At 39.8% G+C, this 15,121-nt stretch carries 14 protein-coding genes; 8 read left to right on the top strand and 6 right to left on the bottom strand.

The window, feature by feature from the left end:
- Nucleotides 1–126 precede the first annotated feature (126 nt).
- The 4 genes from G6Q48_RS08150 to G6Q48_RS08135 all read left to right on the top strand — a co-directional run bounded on the left by G6Q48_RS08150 (nt 127) and on the right by G6Q48_RS08135 (nt 4,026).
- Nucleotides 127–1,527: an NAD(P)/FAD-dependent oxidoreductase gene (locus G6Q48_RS08150; RefSeq protein ID WP_166265683.1), complete on the top strand. Its 1,401-nt coding sequence runs from the start codon at nt 127–129 to the stop codon at nt 1,525–1,527.
- The gene (locus tag G6Q48_RS08145; protein ID WP_102139388.1) at nt 1,524–2,753 is read left to right on the top strand and encodes an NAD(P)/FAD-dependent oxidoreductase; all 1,230 of its coding nucleotides are present in this window, start codon (nt 1,524–1,526) and stop codon (nt 2,751–2,753) included. The genes G6Q48_RS08150 and G6Q48_RS08145 overlap by 4 nt, the downstream gene beginning before the upstream one ends.
- Nucleotides 2,754–2,788: 35 nt before the next feature.
- The gene (locus tag G6Q48_RS08140; protein WP_102139387.1) at nt 2,789–3,565 is read left to right on the top strand and encodes a DeoR/GlpR family DNA-binding transcription regulator; all 777 of its coding nucleotides are present in this window, start codon (nt 2,789–2,791) and stop codon (nt 3,563–3,565) included.
- Between the two features lie 110 nt (nt 3,566–3,675).
- Nucleotides 3,676–4,026, top strand: coding sequence for a DUF1937 family protein (locus G6Q48_RS08135; protein WP_102139386.1), 351 nt, complete (start codon nt 3,676–3,678; stop codon nt 4,024–4,026).
- Between the two features lie 109 nt (nt 4,027–4,135).
- Here the strand turns inward: G6Q48_RS08135 and ybaL are convergent, their stop codons facing one another.
- The gene (ybaL, locus tag G6Q48_RS08130) at nt 4,136–5,884 is read right to left on the bottom strand and encodes a YbaL family putative K(+) efflux transporter (RefSeq protein WP_102139385.1); all 1,749 of its coding nucleotides are present in this window, start codon (nt 5,882–5,884) and stop codon (nt 4,136–4,138) included.
- A gap of 286 nt (nt 5,885–6,170) precedes the next feature.
- Nucleotides 6,171–7,394 carry an MFS transporter gene (locus G6Q48_RS08125; RefSeq protein ID WP_102139384.1) on the bottom strand — a complete coding sequence of 408 codons (1,224 nt, stop codon included), beginning with the start codon at nt 7,392–7,394 and terminating at the stop codon, nt 6,171–6,173.
- A 258-nt stretch (nt 7,395–7,652) separates the two neighbouring features.
- Between G6Q48_RS08125 and ushA the strand changes: the two genes are divergently transcribed.
- Entirely contained in the window at nt 7,653–9,323 is a 1,671-nt protein-coding gene (ushA, locus tag G6Q48_RS08120) for a bifunctional UDP-sugar hydrolase/5'-nucleotidase UshA (protein WP_166265680.1), read from the top strand.
- A gap of 95 nt (nt 9,324–9,418) precedes the next feature.
- On the opposite strand, the gene ybaK is transcribed toward ushA, so the two are convergent.
- The 4 genes from ybaK to G6Q48_RS08100 form a co-directional block, all read right to left on the bottom strand.
- The gene (gene ybaK / locus G6Q48_RS08115) at nt 9,419–9,892 is read right to left on the bottom strand and encodes a Cys-tRNA(Pro)/Cys-tRNA(Cys) deacylase YbaK (RefSeq protein ID WP_102139382.1); all 474 of its coding nucleotides are present in this window, start codon (nt 9,890–9,892) and stop codon (nt 9,419–9,421) included.
- Nucleotides 9,893–9,920: 28 nt separating this feature from the next.
- Nucleotides 9,921–10,721: a TraB/GumN family protein gene (locus tag G6Q48_RS08110; protein WP_102139381.1), complete on the bottom strand. Its 801-nt coding sequence runs from the start codon at nt 10,719–10,721 to the stop codon at nt 9,921–9,923.
- Between the two features lie 156 nt (nt 10,722–10,877).
- On the bottom strand, nt 10,878–11,459 hold the full coding sequence (locus G6Q48_RS08105) for an HdeD family acid-resistance protein (protein ID WP_166265677.1): 582 nt from the start codon (nt 11,457–11,459) through the stop codon (nt 10,878–10,880).
- 201 nt (nt 11,460–11,660) lie between these two features.
- Nucleotides 11,661–12,395 (bottom strand): FadR/GntR family transcriptional regulator, encoded by a 735-nt coding sequence (locus G6Q48_RS08100; protein WP_166265674.1) that lies wholly within the window; start codon nt 12,393–12,395, stop codon nt 11,661–11,663.
- 340 nt (nt 12,396–12,735) lie between these two features.
- On the opposite strand from G6Q48_RS08100, the gene G6Q48_RS08095 reads away from it, so the two are divergent.
- From G6Q48_RS08095 to G6Q48_RS08085, 3 genes are read left to right on the top strand one after another with little or no spacing between them, the layout of a single operon-like run.
- Nucleotides 12,736–13,614 carry a 2-dehydro-3-deoxygalactonokinase gene (locus G6Q48_RS08095; RefSeq protein ID WP_166265670.1) on the top strand — a complete coding sequence of 293 codons (879 nt, stop codon included), beginning with the start codon at nt 12,736–12,738 and terminating at the stop codon, nt 13,612–13,614.
- 1 nt (nt 13,615) lies between these two features.
- Nucleotides 13,616–14,260, top strand: coding sequence for a 2-dehydro-3-deoxy-6-phosphogalactonate aldolase (locus G6Q48_RS08090; protein ID WP_166265667.1), 645 nt, complete (start codon nt 13,616–13,618; stop codon nt 14,258–14,260).
- Nucleotides 14,260–15,120, top strand: coding sequence for an SMP-30/gluconolactonase/LRE family protein (locus G6Q48_RS08085; RefSeq protein ID WP_166265664.1), 861 nt, complete (start codon nt 14,260–14,262; stop codon nt 15,118–15,120). The genes G6Q48_RS08090 and G6Q48_RS08085 overlap by 1 nt, the downstream gene beginning before the upstream one ends.
- Nucleotide 15,121: the final 1 nt, after the last annotated feature.

Genomic DNA, 15,121 nt, shown 5'->3' with positions numbered 1-15,121 from the left:
ACTCACAATAAAGTAACAATGTGAGTAAGTTTTTGGTTGTTGTTGTGCTTTGTGTTGTTTTAATTATTGTGATTGTGGGAATTATGTGGTTTTATGTGTGCAAGTTTTAAGTTAAGGATCTCAGCCATGGAAATTAATAATAAAAAGATTTGGGATGTCATTGTCATCGGCGGTGGTGTCATTGGCTGTGCAGTGACACGCAAATTCACACTGATGGGTGCCAACACGTTGTTACTCGAACGTGGAGGTGACATTCTTTCGGGAGCAAGTAAGGCAAATAGTGCGCTATTACATACAGGTTTTGACGCCACACCAGGGAGTCTAGAACTTGAGTGCATGCAAGAAGGGTATCGTGAATTCATTGAAATCAGAGAAAAAATGAATTTACCTCTTCTTGAAACAGGAGCATTAGTGGTTGCATGGAATGATGAGCAACTCAGTAAATTACCTGCGATAGTTGAGCAAGCGCACACTAATAATGTATTAGATGTGACAATTATTGATAAAGAAGAACTCTATCGTAGAGAACCACATTTAGCACAAGGCGCACTTGCGGCCGTTTCTGTGCCAGGTGAGGCGGTTATCGACCCATGGAGTACACCACTTTCGTATTTAACACAAGCTGTGAAACATGGGGCTGAATACCGTTTTCATTGTGAGGTAAGCGGTGGAGCACTCAATGATGGAATATGGCGTTTAACCACATCAAAAGGTGAGTTTTCTGCCCGTTTAGTCATTAACTGCGCAGGGATCAACGGGGACATTGTTGAATCAATTTGCCACCCATCACCGTTCCAAATAAAACCACGTAAAGGACAGTTCCTCGTTTATGATAAAGCCGCAGCAGCAGATATCAATGCGATTATCTTGCCAGTGCCAACGGCTATCACAAAAGGTGTTTTGCTATCAAAAACCATCTTTGGCAACCTCTTACTTGGCCCAACAGCGGAGGAACAAGATGACCGTTGGAAGGCAGAAGTAAAACAAGAAGTCCTTGAGGACTTAATTGCCCAAGGTTCACGTATGTTACCTTCATTGCACAATTACAGTGTGACCGCAACCTATGCGGGGTTACGTCCTGCCACAGAAGAAAAGTATTACCGTATTAATGATTATCCTGAAAAACAGTGGATATGTGCGGGGGGAATTCGTTCAACAGGCTTAACTTCGGCTTTAGGGGTGGCAAGCTATCTTGGTAAATTGTATCAAGAAAACTTCACACCACTTTTTGAATTATCACCGCCAGAAGCACTAATTTGGCCAACCATGCCAATGATTTCTGAATATCATCAGCGGGATTACCAATGCAAAAGCAATGGCGGTATTGTTTGCCATTGTGAATTAGTGACTCAGCGGGAGATTGAGGCCGCATTTGATTCGGATATTCCTCCCGAATGTTTGGGCGCTTTACGCCGCAGAACGCGAGTGATGATGGGGCGCTGTAATGGGTTTTATTGTAGTAGCCAGGTGGCTGAAATCATTAATGGTCGTTTCGACCACACACTGGCAGTGGAGGCCGTAAAATGAGTTTAAATTATGATGTGATTATCATTGGCTCGGGCCCTACTGGTGTTGCTGCTGCACAGGCTTTGCGTCGTCGCGGTATTCAAAATATCGCCATTATTGAACGTGAAGCGCAGGCAGGAGGCGTTCCGCGTCATTGCCAACACCCAACTTTTGGCATACTCGCATTCAAGCGCCCGATGAAAGGCAATCAATTTGCAGAAAAAATTGTTAATCAACTGGGAAATACACCAATTTTCACCCGTAGTACGGTAACGGCACTGCAGCCTAATGGAAAATTAACAGTTTCAACACCAGAAGGCCTTGTTGAAATGCAAGCTAAGCGGGTTCTGATAGCGACTGGGGTCAGAGAAACACCTAGACACCCGCGCTTAGTTTCAGGCTTGCGCCCTCAAGGGGTATTAACAGCCGGGGCATTACAGCAATTTGTTTATCTAAATGGTAAGAAGCCTTGCCGCAATCCAGTGATAGTAGGCAGTGAATTAGTGAGTTTTTCTGCATTATGGACACTAAAAAATGCAGGTGTTAAAGCCCAAGCGATGATTGAAAGTGGCGAACGGATTTTAGCGTTTAAACCCGCGACTTTATTTGCCAAAGCGATGGGAACCCCCGTTTATTTGAATAGTAAAATTACTGAAATTGGTGGATTAGATCGCGTGGAATATGTGGTTATTGAAACCAAAGGTAAAAGCCACAAAATTATGTGTGATTCGGTCATTTTTACGGGACAATTTGTTGGTGAAAACACCTTAATCCGTAAAAGCCATTTGGGGTTTGATGCGGCGACAGGAAAACCGGTAACAGACCAATATGGGCGTTGCTCAGATGCTAGTTATTATGCTGCGGGCAATATGTTGCATCCGGCCGATATGGGTGACCAATGCTATCAAGAAGGTTTAGTGACAGGAGGGCGGATAGCAGACGATTTATTAGCGAATCATCATCAACAACAATTGAAAGAAACCCAACATATTCCTGTGCAGTTTGACTCGAAAATTTGTTTTAGTGTTCCTGCATGTATTGATATTGATAATTTATCAGTGCGACAAATTGATTTTAATATCAAAGTTGAACAACCTGTGAGCGGAACTATTCGAGTTATGGCAGGAAATACCCTGTTATATGAAAAACGCCATCGCTGTTTACCAACACGACGTATTTTACTGAAAAATATTGATTTAACAAAAATACAACGGGACGCTACTGAAATTAGTATCACTGTTGTATAGTGCTGGAAAGTTAAATGGTTAAGAAGGATTAAACTATGTGTGAGGGACGTTCCTCAAAAGTACGTCATCAAACCATCATTGAGCTGCTTTCTACTCAAGGGCAGGTTTACGTACAGGAGCTTGCAAAACATTTTAATGTCGCGCAAGAAACTATCCGTCGTGACCTTAGTAAACTTGAAACTCAAAAGTTACTGAAAAAAGTCCATGGTGGAGCCGTTAATATCCAGTCAAAATTTGAGCGTAATTTTACGGAAAGAGCACAAGCCGCGGTTGATGAGAAAAAAGCGATTGCAGCAAAAGCGGCTGAGCTGATAAAACCCGGAGACACATTGTTTATTGATTTTGGCACAACCACCTTTGAATTTAGCCAAAGAATTAAGTTGATTGATAATTTAACCGTCATTACGAATTCGCCTTTATTGGCAAATACGTTACAAGAAAACTCAACCATCGAAACAATTTTGATTGGTGGGCAATTTAATGCAGCGCAAAATGCATGCTTAGGTGCGATTGCACTAAAAAATATTGCTGAATTTTTTGCTGATTACGCAGTGATTGGCGCAGGGGCGATACACGCGCTGCATGGTGTGATGGACCAGCACGTCGATGAAGCTGCGATCGCGCAAAAGATGATGGAAAATAGCGATAAATTAATGGTATTAGCGGATGGCACAAAGGCCAATAAGCATGCGATTAATTTTGTGACAAGTTGGGAAAACATTGACTATTTGGTGACAACCAGCAAAGAGTTTAAATTACCTGAAAATAAAAAACACCCTAAAACGAAGATTATTGTTGCGGATGTTGAATAAGCTTTAATTTTTATCATTCAATTATAAACACTCCCTATGAAATATATTTAATTATTTTTCATAGGGTTACTTTACCTAAAATTTGATTAACGCCAATACTAGGAATTATTATGAGCCTCTATTTTATTGCTTGCCCTTATTCAGACCCCGATAGCAATGTTGTGGAAATGCGCTTCCAAGAGTGCACTAAATTCGCGGCAGAGCTTGCGCTTAAAGGTATAGCAACTTATAGCCAAATCACGATGACCCATCCTATTAACCAATACCTTGCCTCACAAGGACAAAAAGTCGCTTGGTCTTCTATTGATATGGAGTTTCTAAAGCGTTGTGATGGGTTAATTGTGCTGACATTACCGGGGTGGGAGAAGAGCGGCGGTGTTGCAGCGGAAATTCAGTTTTTTAAAGATCAAGGGTTGCCGGTTTGGACAGGGGATGAGTTCAAAGAACAAATGGCAGAATAACGTTTATTTATCGCTATCTTGATGATCCATGACGTTTTATCGTCATGGATTTTTTTGTGCACAAAAAAGCCGTAACCCAAAGGCTACGGCTTTAAAGATAGGGCGGCGTTTAGTGGCTAGGTTTTAGATATTCATCTAAGTTTTTGCCTTCGACTTTTCTATTGTCGTTATCAATAAAATCATCAATAGAACAACCGAACTCTTCCACATCATTGCACATGAGTGTCGCCATAGATTTAGCAATTTCATGTTCACCAATAATAATATGCTCAGCCCCTCGTTCTTTGATAAAGCTGACTTCATCATCATAATGGGCACGAACAATCACAGTGATATCTGGGTTCATTTCTTTTGCTGTTGCGACAATCTCCCCTGCTTCATAACCATTCGGAATGGTTAAAAGCAATGTTTTGGCGCATTCAATACGTGCAAGACTAATGATATCTTTATTTGCGCCATTGCCTAAAATTGCGCTAAAGCCATTTTCAGCAAGTTCTTCAAACCGAGCGCGGGTATCTTCAACAACAACAACCGGAATCTCCCTTCTACGCAGTTTGTCTGCAAGCATGCCACCGACTCGGCCGTAACCGACGATGATTGCGTGGCCGCAGATATCGACAGGAACTTGAGTTTCTTCTTCCAGAGTCTCTTCCAGCAGTTGCTCTTCGATAGTCTCGGTTTTCTCAAGGTACTTATCTAATAAGCTAAATAACACAGGATTCAGCATAATAGAGACAATTGCGCCTGCTAATACCAAGTTTTGTGCGTCTTTATCCATCACGCCAAGGGTCAAGCCCATGCCTGCTAAGATAAAGGCAAACTCACCGATTTGCGCCAAACTGACGGAAATGGTTAGCGCTGTTCGCCGTGAGTGCCCAAACATCCTGACAAGAACCAAGGCCGCTGCAGATTTACCAATAATGATAATGGCCAGAACCCCTAGAATCCCTAAAGGTTGTTCAATTAACACGACTGGGTCGAATAGCATCCCAACCGAGACAAAGAACAGAACAGCAAAGGCGTCACGTAATGGCAGAGTGTCTTGTGCAGCGCGATGGCTGAGCTCAGACTCATTTAATACCATCCCTGCGAAGAACGCACCGAGGGCAAATGAAGCATCGAAAATCGCCACAGCGGCATAGGCAATACCTAATGCAAGTGCGAGAACAGCAAGGGTAAATAGTTCACGAGAACCTGTTGATGCGGTACGTGATAAAATCCATGGGATCACTTTACGACCCACGACAATCATAATGAATATGAATAGAACTACTTTACCAATTGTCCATGCAAGGCCTAATGCAAGCTCACTGAAACTTGCGTCATCCGTGTTCATAATAGCGGCTGCGGCAGGCAGTAGAACAAGTGTTAAGACCATGGCTAAGTCTTCAACGATCAGCCAGCCTATAGCAATTTGCCCACGCTGGCTTTCAATCAATTGACGTTCTTCTAAGGCCCGTAGTAATACGACGGTACTGGCAGTGGATAAACACAGGCCAAATACAACGCCTGTAAATATTCCCCAACCAAATAGCATAGAGAGGCCAAGACCCAATAAGGTGGCTACTGCGATTTGTGCAATGGCTCCGGGAATGGCGATAGCTTTAACAGCAAGTAAATCTTTTAATGAAAAATGTAGGCCTACCCCAAACATCAGTAAGATAACACCGATTTCAGCAAGTTCAGGTGCCAGTGCTGCATCAGCAACAAAACCGGGGGTAAATGGGCCTGCAAGAACACCGGCCGCAAGATAGCCAACTAAAGGGGAAATTTTTAATCGCTGCGCGATCATACCTAACAAATATGCAAGGGCGAGACCACCAACAATGGTTGTGATTAAGGGCGTTGAATGCTCCATTTAGTCTCCTCTGGTGAATATAAAAATAGAAAGGTGGGTACATGCCGTTGACTTTTAAAATGAGGCCTTCATTTTAAAATGCAATTTGCATGTTTTTATATTCTAACTTTTTTTGAGATAAATTTCCTTAAAAAAATGAAATGTTTTTAAAAAAAAGACAGCTTAAAGGTGCTAAATCGTTACAAGCGCTATGTTTGTGAGATTTTTATCTGGAATTTGTTTGGATTGAGGAAGGAAAGACCCATACTTATTTTTAGGTAAGTATGGGTAAAATAAGAAAATAAAACTATTTGTTACCAATATTTGGCAGTAATACTGTAAAAATCCCAAGTAATGGTAAGAAAGCGCAATAATGATAAACTTGTTCAATACTGGTTTGGTCTGCGATATGACCTAAAACTGCTGCACCAACGCCCCCCATACCGAAGGCCAGCCCAAAGAACAACCCTGATACCATGCCGGTTTTACCGGGGATCAGCTCTTGTGCGTAGACTAAAATAGCTGAAAATGCGGAGGCTAAAATCAAACCAATAATGACGGTAAGTACCCCAGTCCAATAGAGGGATGCGTAGGGTAAAATTAAAGTAAATGGCGCAACACCAAGGATTGAGAACCAAATAACGTATTTACGCCCTATTTTGTCACCTATTGGCCCGCCAATCATTGTGCCAGCGGCAACGGCAAATAAGAAAACAAACAAATGAATTTGCGCATTTTGCACTGAAACACCGAATTTATCGATCAGATAAAAGGTGTAATAGCTGCTGATACTGGCCAAATAGAAGTATTTGGAGAAAATCAGGACTAATAGTACAGCTAAAGAGCCAACAATGACTTTACGTGGTAAAACTTTTACATTTCCCGCGCCGATCGGTTTTTTACTTGCGGCACGATGTTGGTGTTTATACCAACTGCTGACTTGCAGCAAAATAACAATTGCAAGTAGGGCAGCCAGTGAGAACCAGCCAATATTGCCTTTGCCATAAGGTTCAATAATCAGCGCTGCAAGTAATGGCCCAAGGGAGGCCCCTAAGTTGCCACCCACTTGGAAAAAGGATTGTGCGAGGCCATGACGCCCCCCTGATGCCATACGTGCAACACGTGAGGACTCAGGGTGGAATACGGAAGAGCCGGTTCCAACGAGTGCCGCGGCCAGTAATATAGTCGGGAAGGTTTCAGCCATTGCTAGCAATATTAATCCCGTTAACGTGAAGCTCATACCTATTGGCAGAGAATATGGCTGCGGGTGTTTATCGGTATAATAGCCGATAATAGGTTGCAGTAATGATGCAGTAATCTGATAAGTGAGGGTGATCATCCCAATTTGGGCAAAACTTAATGAAAAATCAGATTGTAATAAAGGATAAATGGCTAAGATCAGTGACTGGATCATGTCATTAAGTAAATGAGAGACACTGATGGCAGTTAGGATACTAAAGACCGTTTTCCCCGTTTTGTTTATTGGCTTTGACGGGCTTGGGTTGTTAGGGTTTGTGGTTTGCTCACTCATATTATTATCAACTTTCTGTGTTACATAATTGTTATCAATATAACTGAAATACAATTTATTTAAATGGATAAATAAATCACGTGAATAATTAGTGTCGGTTAATTATTTGATGATGATCTCATTTTTATGAAACGAATTTCTTATTCTGCAATAGGTATCAAATCCTGATCATATTTTTATGCTATAAGACAGCAGGTAGTGACAAACTATAATCTAATATGACTGAATAAAAATTCCTATATCAGCAGGGAGAAATGTATGAAGTTTGCATTTAAGGCATCCGCATGCGCATTAACGGTATCGTTAGCGTTAATACCCGCAACTATGGCAAATGCGTGGGAAAAAGACAAAACATACAATATTACCATTCTACATACCAATGACCATCACGGCCATTTCTGGCACAACGACCATGGCGAATATGGTTTAGCCGCGCAAAAAACGGTGGTTGATGAAATTCGTGACGAAGTCGCTAAGCAAGGTGGTAGTGTTTTACTGCTCTCTGGTGGTGATATTAATACCGGTGTACCAGAGTCTGATTTACAAGATGCAGAACCCGATTTTAAAGGAATGAACTTAGTGGGTTACGATGCGATGGCATTAGGGAACCATGAGTTTGATAACCCGCTTGAAACGCTGCGTCAGCAAGAAAAGTGGGCAACCTTTCCGTTTTTATCCGCCAATATTTATCAAAGCAGCACAGGCAAACGTCTTTTCAAGCCTTATCAAGTTTTTGATAAACAAGGTGTAAAAATTGCAGTGATGGGGCTGACAACTGACGATACCGTACGTATCGGTAACCCTGCTAACTTCCCTGATGTTGAATTCCGTGTGCCTGCGGATGAAGCTAAAAAAGTGGTTGAAGAGCTCCGCGCAACAGAAAAACCAGACATTATCATCGCAGCAACGCATATGGGCCACTATGACGATGGCAATCATGGCTCCAATGCCCCAGGCGATGTCGAAATGGCGCGCAGCTTACCGGCTGGCTATTTAGATATGATAGTGGGTGGTCACTCACAAGACCCTGTTTGTATGTCTCAAGAAAAGAAAAACTACAAGCAAGAAGACTATGTACCAGGTACACCGTGTGCGCCAGATAACCAAAATGGGACTTGGATTGTTCAAGCTCATGAATGGGGTAAATATGTTGGCCGTGCGGATTTTGAGTTTAAAAACGGCAAGTTTACGCTCAAGCACTACCAGTTAATTCCTATTAACTTGAAGAAAAAAGTGACAAAAGAAGATGGAACGAGCGAGCGAGTTTACTATACGCAAGAAATTGCTCACAACCCTGACATGATGAAATTATTGACACCTTATCAAGAAAAAGGTGACAAGCAACTGAGTGTTAAAGTGGGATCTGTTGAAGGCAAACTCGAAGGCGATCGCAGCAAAGTGCGTTTTGTACAAACCAATATGGGGCACCTTCTGTTAGCTGCACAGAAAGAACGTGCAGGAGCTGACTTCGCGATCATGAGTGGTGGCGGTGTTCGTGACTCTATCGAAAGTGGCGATATCACTTATAAAGATGTTCTTAAAGTTCAGCCATTTGCCAATGAGTTAGTTTATGTGGATTTCAAAGGTGATGAAGTTATCCCATACCTGACCGCAGTTGCGAATATGAAACCGGATGCAGGTGCATATGGCCAGTTCTACAATGTGAACTTAACGCTGAATAAAGATGGCACGATCAGTGATGTCAAAATTGATGGTAAGCCTGTTGACCCAGCGAAAACCTATCGTATGGCCACGTTGAATTTTAATGCGATTGGTGGTGACGGTTACCCGAAAATTGACAACCATCCTAACTACGTTAATACCGGCTTTGTCGATGCGGAAGTGCTCAAGGGGTATATTGAAAAACATTCCCCTCTGAAAGCGGCAGACTATGAACCCAAAGGTGAAATTATTTATAATAATAAATAATTAAATCATTATTACCTTGAAAGCCTCACTGCTCGCGGTGGGGCTTTTTTAGCTAAAGGTGATTTAACAGCCACCAGAACCATTATGGCTTAGTGCTATTTACGTATTTCAGCGAAGGTTGCATTCAGTACTTTTGCGAGATCGTTAGGAGCAAGTTCAATATCTAATCCACGCTTTCCACCTGAAATAAACAGTGTGGCATATTGCTGAGCTTGGTCGTCAATTACCGTTGGCAGGCGCTTTTTTTGGCCTAATGGACTAATGCCACCAAGTAAATACCCAGTAGTCTTTTGGGCTATTTGTGGATCTGCCATTTCAACTTTTTTGACTTTAAACACTTTGGCGACCTGTTTTAAATCTAATTGCCCTGAAACAGGTGTAACAGCGACGGCTAACGTTTTTTGATCACCATTGAGCGCAACCAATAAGGTTTTAAACACCTGTTTGGCATCTAACCCAAGTTTTCGTACCGCTTCATCACCAAAGTTATTTTCATTTGGGTCGTGGTCATAAGGATGTAAAGTGAAGGAAATTTTTTGTTTTTCGAGTAATTTCACGGCTGGGGTCATTTTGAGCCTTCTATTTATAACTTATAGCTTAATTTCGCAAATATTCTACCAGACTATTTTCACCAAACAGATGTAATGCACCAACAGCGACAACATAGTTACCATCAGGAAGTGACTTAAGCTGCTCACTCCAATTCGCATTTCGTTGCTTCATCAATACTTGGTAAATGTCTTCGCTAAACGTATTGGGTAAAGCCGTGCGGTTATTGGGTTGGTAATCTAGCCACCAGCTTATCATTGTCTGTAGCGAGCGCGCATTTTCACGCCAGTGGTTCAATGAGTCTTGTAACAACGCTAACCCATTATTAGGCAAAGAAAGCAGCAATTCAACTTGAGAGGCGGTTCCTTCTAACTCAATAACTGGTTTGAGTTGTGATTGCGCATTACGGATAAGTTGGTAGTCAATACCATAATGGCCTCTGAGCCCTAGCTCTTGAGCTTGGGTCGCTTGCAAGATCAGGGCGATTTGCCATGAGGGTAAGGTATCAAAGCGTTCGGGGGATTGGCGGAGCTCTAAACAATATTGTTGAAAAAGATGATATTCACCATCGGTTAACCGCTGTTCTACAGGAAGATGCTCTGCTACATCATTAGGAAATGGGGAGTGAGTTTCAGTGATATCTGCCTCAACAATTAAGGCATCTGCGAAATTAAGTTTATCTAATAATGTGGCAGACAAAGGAAACATATTCTCTGTTCCCATATGGATACTCCCCACAACGTGCAATTTAAGGTTTTTTGATAGCCGAATATCAACCGCAGGGTAAGGGTAAACTGGAGCAGTTTCCGTATGAAGCCAGTTTTTTAAATTTTCAATCAGTTTGCCCACGATTTCGTCCCTGCGCTATTTCTCATTTTACTAGGTTAAACAATCTTGCCGTAATTTGCGAATGCTCATCACCGATTACGCATTTTTTAGCTGACTGATTTTTCGTGGAGGCGAGACAAAGTAAAAAAATGCCCCTAATAAAGGGGCATCATAGGGTTAGTTATTCTTACTAATGCCTTTAAATACACTGAGTAAAGCGAATAAGCTAAAGGAACTAAACACCATTTCGATCCCAATTAGGGTTGTCAGTAAGGTAATTGATGTAATTGGACCATTACCGATGAGTAAATAGGCAATAAAGAAATCTAACAGCCCAATGATGATTTGTAACCAGCCACCCGCTGAGCTAATTTGTTGGAAGCCGACATAGAGCCGGATCACCCCACCAACAATAAATAACGCGGCCACCAAAATAGCCAACGCCACTAAACTTTGTAACGGATCTTTAATAAACGAGTAGCCGACAATAATATAAATAAGACCAATAACAAAACCAAATAACCGTGACCAACCAGTATAAATCACCGTACTCAAGATGCTGACTATCGCACCAACACCGCCAATAATCAGCAGTACACCCAGTACTGTACTGACGGCAATACCGGAGATCATCGGGTTGATAATACAAAAAAGCCCACCAGCTAACAGTAAAATGGATAAGATCACCAGAAAGGTGCGTTGTTTTTTAAACTCTTCTCCCGCAAGTTTGGCGAGTTTCTCACGATCAATATTAAGCATTTTGTACTCCAAATATTAAATAACTAACTATTTATAAGTATAGGCTTAGCTTTCACATAATAACATCTTAGTTAGTATAAATTTAATCAGCTTTAGTTGTCTTCGTGTAGATTTGCATCATTTTTTATACTTTAAATAACACAGAGAGTCATGTGTAGCGTAAATAGAATCTGCTAACTACCAATATTATGGTTAATTTAGTTAACGATCTAAAATATCTAAATATTTTTCTTGATCTAAATTTGGGAAATGGCGAGTCGCAGCAGTTAAAATAATTTCTTTCATCAGTTTTTTTGCATTATGGCTGTCTTTTAAGCGGATCGCATCAAACAATAATTTATGCATTTTAACTGACTCGGTTGTTTCCCTCGCACTTTTTTCTTGCGTATGTTTGAACGACAAAATGAGTGCTTCTTGGATGGCATTCCCGATTGAAAATAAAAAAGGATTATGACAGGCTTTGAGTAATGCGTAATGGAAGTCAATATCACCTTGTTCGAATAAAGCCAAAGAATCTTGCTCATGGCCTTTTTGCATTAAAAACCAGGCTTTCTCTAGGTCTGCTAAATCTGCTCCTGTAGCAAAGCTGGCAGCTAGTGCGGAAGCATTAGGTTCAAACATGAGCCTTAATACAACGAGTTGTTTGAATAGTTCAGGAGAAACTCCTGCTTTGCCAACCCATTTAAGTAGGTCGTAATCAAGAAAATTCCATTCATCCCTTGGATTAATAACACTTCTTTTCTTTGGCTGAATAGAGATAAGCCCTTTACTGGAAAGTTGCTGTAGTGCATTGCGAATTGATGTTCTTGATGCGGAAAATTGTTGTGCGAGCTCATTTTCACCAGGTAGCATATTATCTTTATAATACCCAAGAATAATTTGCATCCCGATTTGTTGCATAATCGATTGAGCTAATGTTTGCTGAGGCTCGGCCATTAAATTAAAACCTTATTTTGATGTAATATTGATGACTGTAACAATCTATCATGATTGGCGTTCAACTGCCTGCTGATCTTTGTTCGTGTGACTAAAATAACGTAACTGATATAGATTCTACCGCCAGTTATACGGTTTATTTTTTACTGTAAGGTGAGGTTGATACTTACAAAAAAGTAGACGTAGATAACAAATAACAAAAACTAATCCCTCCGTAAATACCAATAAATTCAACATTATCAAATGATTATCATTTTTTTCTTATTTTCACCTAGTTGACACAATAAAATCATGTGATACAAATTACATTAACTTGTATTACAAGGTTGAGGTGGACAAAGTGTATTGGATTGCGGTGGATTGGGGTACTACAAATTTTCGTGCTTTTTTAATGAAAAAAGATGAAATCATTGATGAGGTTATTGGAACTGAAGGAATTTTATCCGTTACTGAAAACCAATTTGATGTTGTTTTATACCGTAATATTGAGCATTGGCTAACATCGAAAGGGAAACTTCCTATTTTATTAGCAGGAATGGTTGGCTCCCAAAAAGGTTGGTATGAAGTTCCATATCAAGAAGTACCAATAACCGCAAAGGGGTTAGCCGAGTCACTGAAAGAATTAACCACATACTGGGGTAGTAAAGCGTGGATTGTTCCAGGTATTCAAAATTTAAGCCAGTATGCATTACCAGATGTTATGCGTGGAGAAGAAACCCAATTACTTGGATTAGCAGACAGTGCAGATACTTATGCAATTCTGCCAGGAACACATAGTAAACACAGCGTTATTTCCCATGGTGAAATAAAAACGTTTACTAGCTTTATGACAGGGGAGCTCTATTCCTTATTAATAAACTCATCAATGATTGGTAAAGGATTGCCAAAACAGATTGATAATGAAAAGTATTTCTTAACAGGAATCGAAAAATCTAAGGAAAATATTCCATTTAAACATTTAATTTTCTCTGCCAGAACTAAACAATTAAATAAAGAAATACCTGCTGAATTTGTTGGCAGTTATTTGTCAGGTATTTTAATTGGAATTGAATTAAAAAATGTAGAGTATGAAAATAAAATATGGGTAATTACAAATGAGTCATTAGGTGAAAAATATATCGTTGCAGGTAAATACTTTGGCCTAAATATGGAATATGTATCTAGTAATGGGTGTTTTCTAAAAGGTACATTTAAATTAATTAATCAATTAGGTAATTAAAATGAAAAATGGAACAGAGTTCGAAGTACATTGGAGTAATAATAAGTACCCATTCATTGCTATATTGAGAGGGTTAACGGTAGAACATGCAATTCCAGTTTGTAGTGGTTTGATTGATAAGGGGATAAAATATATAGAAGTGCCCTTGAATACTGATTATGCATATGAAGTTATTGAGTTATTAATTAAAGAATTTGGTAATCAAGCAACTATAGGTGCAGGAACTGTTCTCAAAATAGAACAGGTTCAAAAAATCAAAGATATTGGTGGGGAAATTATTATCTCGCCTAATTTGAATGAAGATGTTGTTCGAAAAACTAAAGATCTACAAATGATTAGTTGCCCGGGCGTTTACACAGTGACTGAAGCTTTTAATGCAATAGAATATGGTGCAGATATTTTAAAATTTTATCCCGCAGATATGATAACACCAAAAGTACTTAGTGCAATGTTAACTGTTCTGCCTAAAAAAGGCTTATATTTTCCAGTTGGAGGGATCTCTGCGGACTCTAATCAATTAAATGCTTATATAGAATCAGGGGCTAATGGATTCGGTATTGGCGGAAGCCTATATAAGCCAACAATGAGCGTTGAGGAAGTCTTGAAAAATGCAGATAAATTAATAGATGCATGGAATAATCGATAATGCCAAAAAGTATTTTTGCATTTGATACTAAAGTTATAAGAAGCCCTCAAGCTGAATTGGGTGAGTCACCAATTTGGTGTCATCACACTAATTCGCTACTTTGGGTTGATATTAAAAAAGGGAAATTATTTCGGTTTTATCCTGATTTAAGTGATGTTATAGAAATACAGGATATTCCAATATTAACGAGTGCCGTTTTACCAACGAACATAAAAAATTTTTTTATTTTGATTAATATCAATGGAGTTTATGTTTTAAATTATAAGACTAAAGAGTTGAGTATTTACTTTGAATTTGAGTTTAACAATGAAGGAATAAGAACTAATGAATGCCAAATTTCACCTGATGGAAATATTTTTATCAGTGTGATGGATAAAAATGCCAATAATCCTATAGGTAGGATTTATGAGTTCAATGTTAAAAGAAAGGAATTGAACTGTATTCATTCTAATTTACTTATCCCTAATACTATGCAGTGGTTTGGCGGTGGATTTTGGTTTGCAGACTCAGGGCGTAAAGTTTTTTATCGAAAAGATTTAAACACAAATGAGATTAAAGAGTATCCAGTTAATTATATTGCAGATGGTTCGGCTCTAACCAAAGAAGGTATTTTAATTAATGCTTGCTGGGGAGATAAATGTCTTGCTTTATACGATTTGAATAATTCAATGCAATTAATAGGAAAAATAATAGTTGGTTCCTCTCAACCAACGAGTTGTATATTTTCAGGAATTGACCAATCAACCCTTTATGTAACTTCTGCTTATGACGGGTTAAAAAAAGTAACTACAAATGATGGAAGGGTAACTTCCATTAAAACAAGTTTTATTGGTCAACCTAGTAACACATTTGTACTGTAAA

This window comes from Providencia sp. M-27, assembly GCF_011077905.1.
GTDB classification, from domain to species: domain Bacteria; phylum Pseudomonadota; class Gammaproteobacteria; order Enterobacterales; family Enterobacteriaceae; genus Providencia; species Providencia huaxiensis.
The sequence above is the reverse complement of the archived record's forward strand: the minus strand, read 5'-3'. Positions and strand labels throughout refer to the sequence as shown.

Coding starts and splice junctions, on each gene's coding strand:
- G6Q48_RS08150 (WP_166265683.1), top strand. CDS start 127: ATGGAAATTAATAATAAAAAGATTTGGGATGTCATTGTCATCGGCGGT.
- G6Q48_RS08145 (WP_102139388.1), top strand. CDS start 1,524: ATGAGTTTAAATTATGATGTGATTATCATTGGCTCGGGCCCTACTGGT.
- G6Q48_RS08140 (WP_102139387.1), top strand. CDS start 2,789: ATGTGTGAGGGACGTTCCTCAAAAGTACGTCATCAAACCATCATTGAG.
- G6Q48_RS08135 (WP_102139386.1), top strand. CDS start 3,676: ATGAGCCTCTATTTTATTGCTTGCCCTTATTCAGACCCCGATAGCAAT.
- ybaL (WP_102139385.1), bottom strand. CDS start 5,884: ATGGAGCATTCAACGCCCTTAATCACAACCATTGTTGGTGGTCTCGCC.
- G6Q48_RS08125 (WP_102139384.1), bottom strand. CDS start 7,394: ATGAGTGAGCAAACCACAAACCCTAACAACCCAAGCCCGTCAAAGCCA.
- ushA (WP_166265680.1), top strand. CDS start 7,653: ATGAAGTTTGCATTTAAGGCATCCGCATGCGCATTAACGGTATCGTTA.
- ybaK (WP_102139382.1), bottom strand. CDS start 9,892: ATGACCCCAGCCGTGAAATTACTCGAAAAACAAAAAATTTCCTTCACT.
- G6Q48_RS08105 (WP_166265677.1), bottom strand. CDS start 11,459: ATGCTTAATATTGATCGTGAGAAACTCGCCAAACTTGCGGGAGAAGAG.
- G6Q48_RS08100 (WP_166265674.1), bottom strand. CDS start 12,395: ATGGCCGAGCCTCAGCAAACATTAGCTCAATCGATTATGCAACAAATC.
- G6Q48_RS08090 (WP_166265667.1), top strand. CDS start 13,616: ATGAAAAATGGAACAGAGTTCGAAGTACATTGGAGTAATAATAAGTAC.
- G6Q48_RS08085 (WP_166265664.1), top strand. CDS start 14,260: ATGCCAAAAAGTATTTTTGCATTTGATACTAAAGTTATAAGAAGCCCT.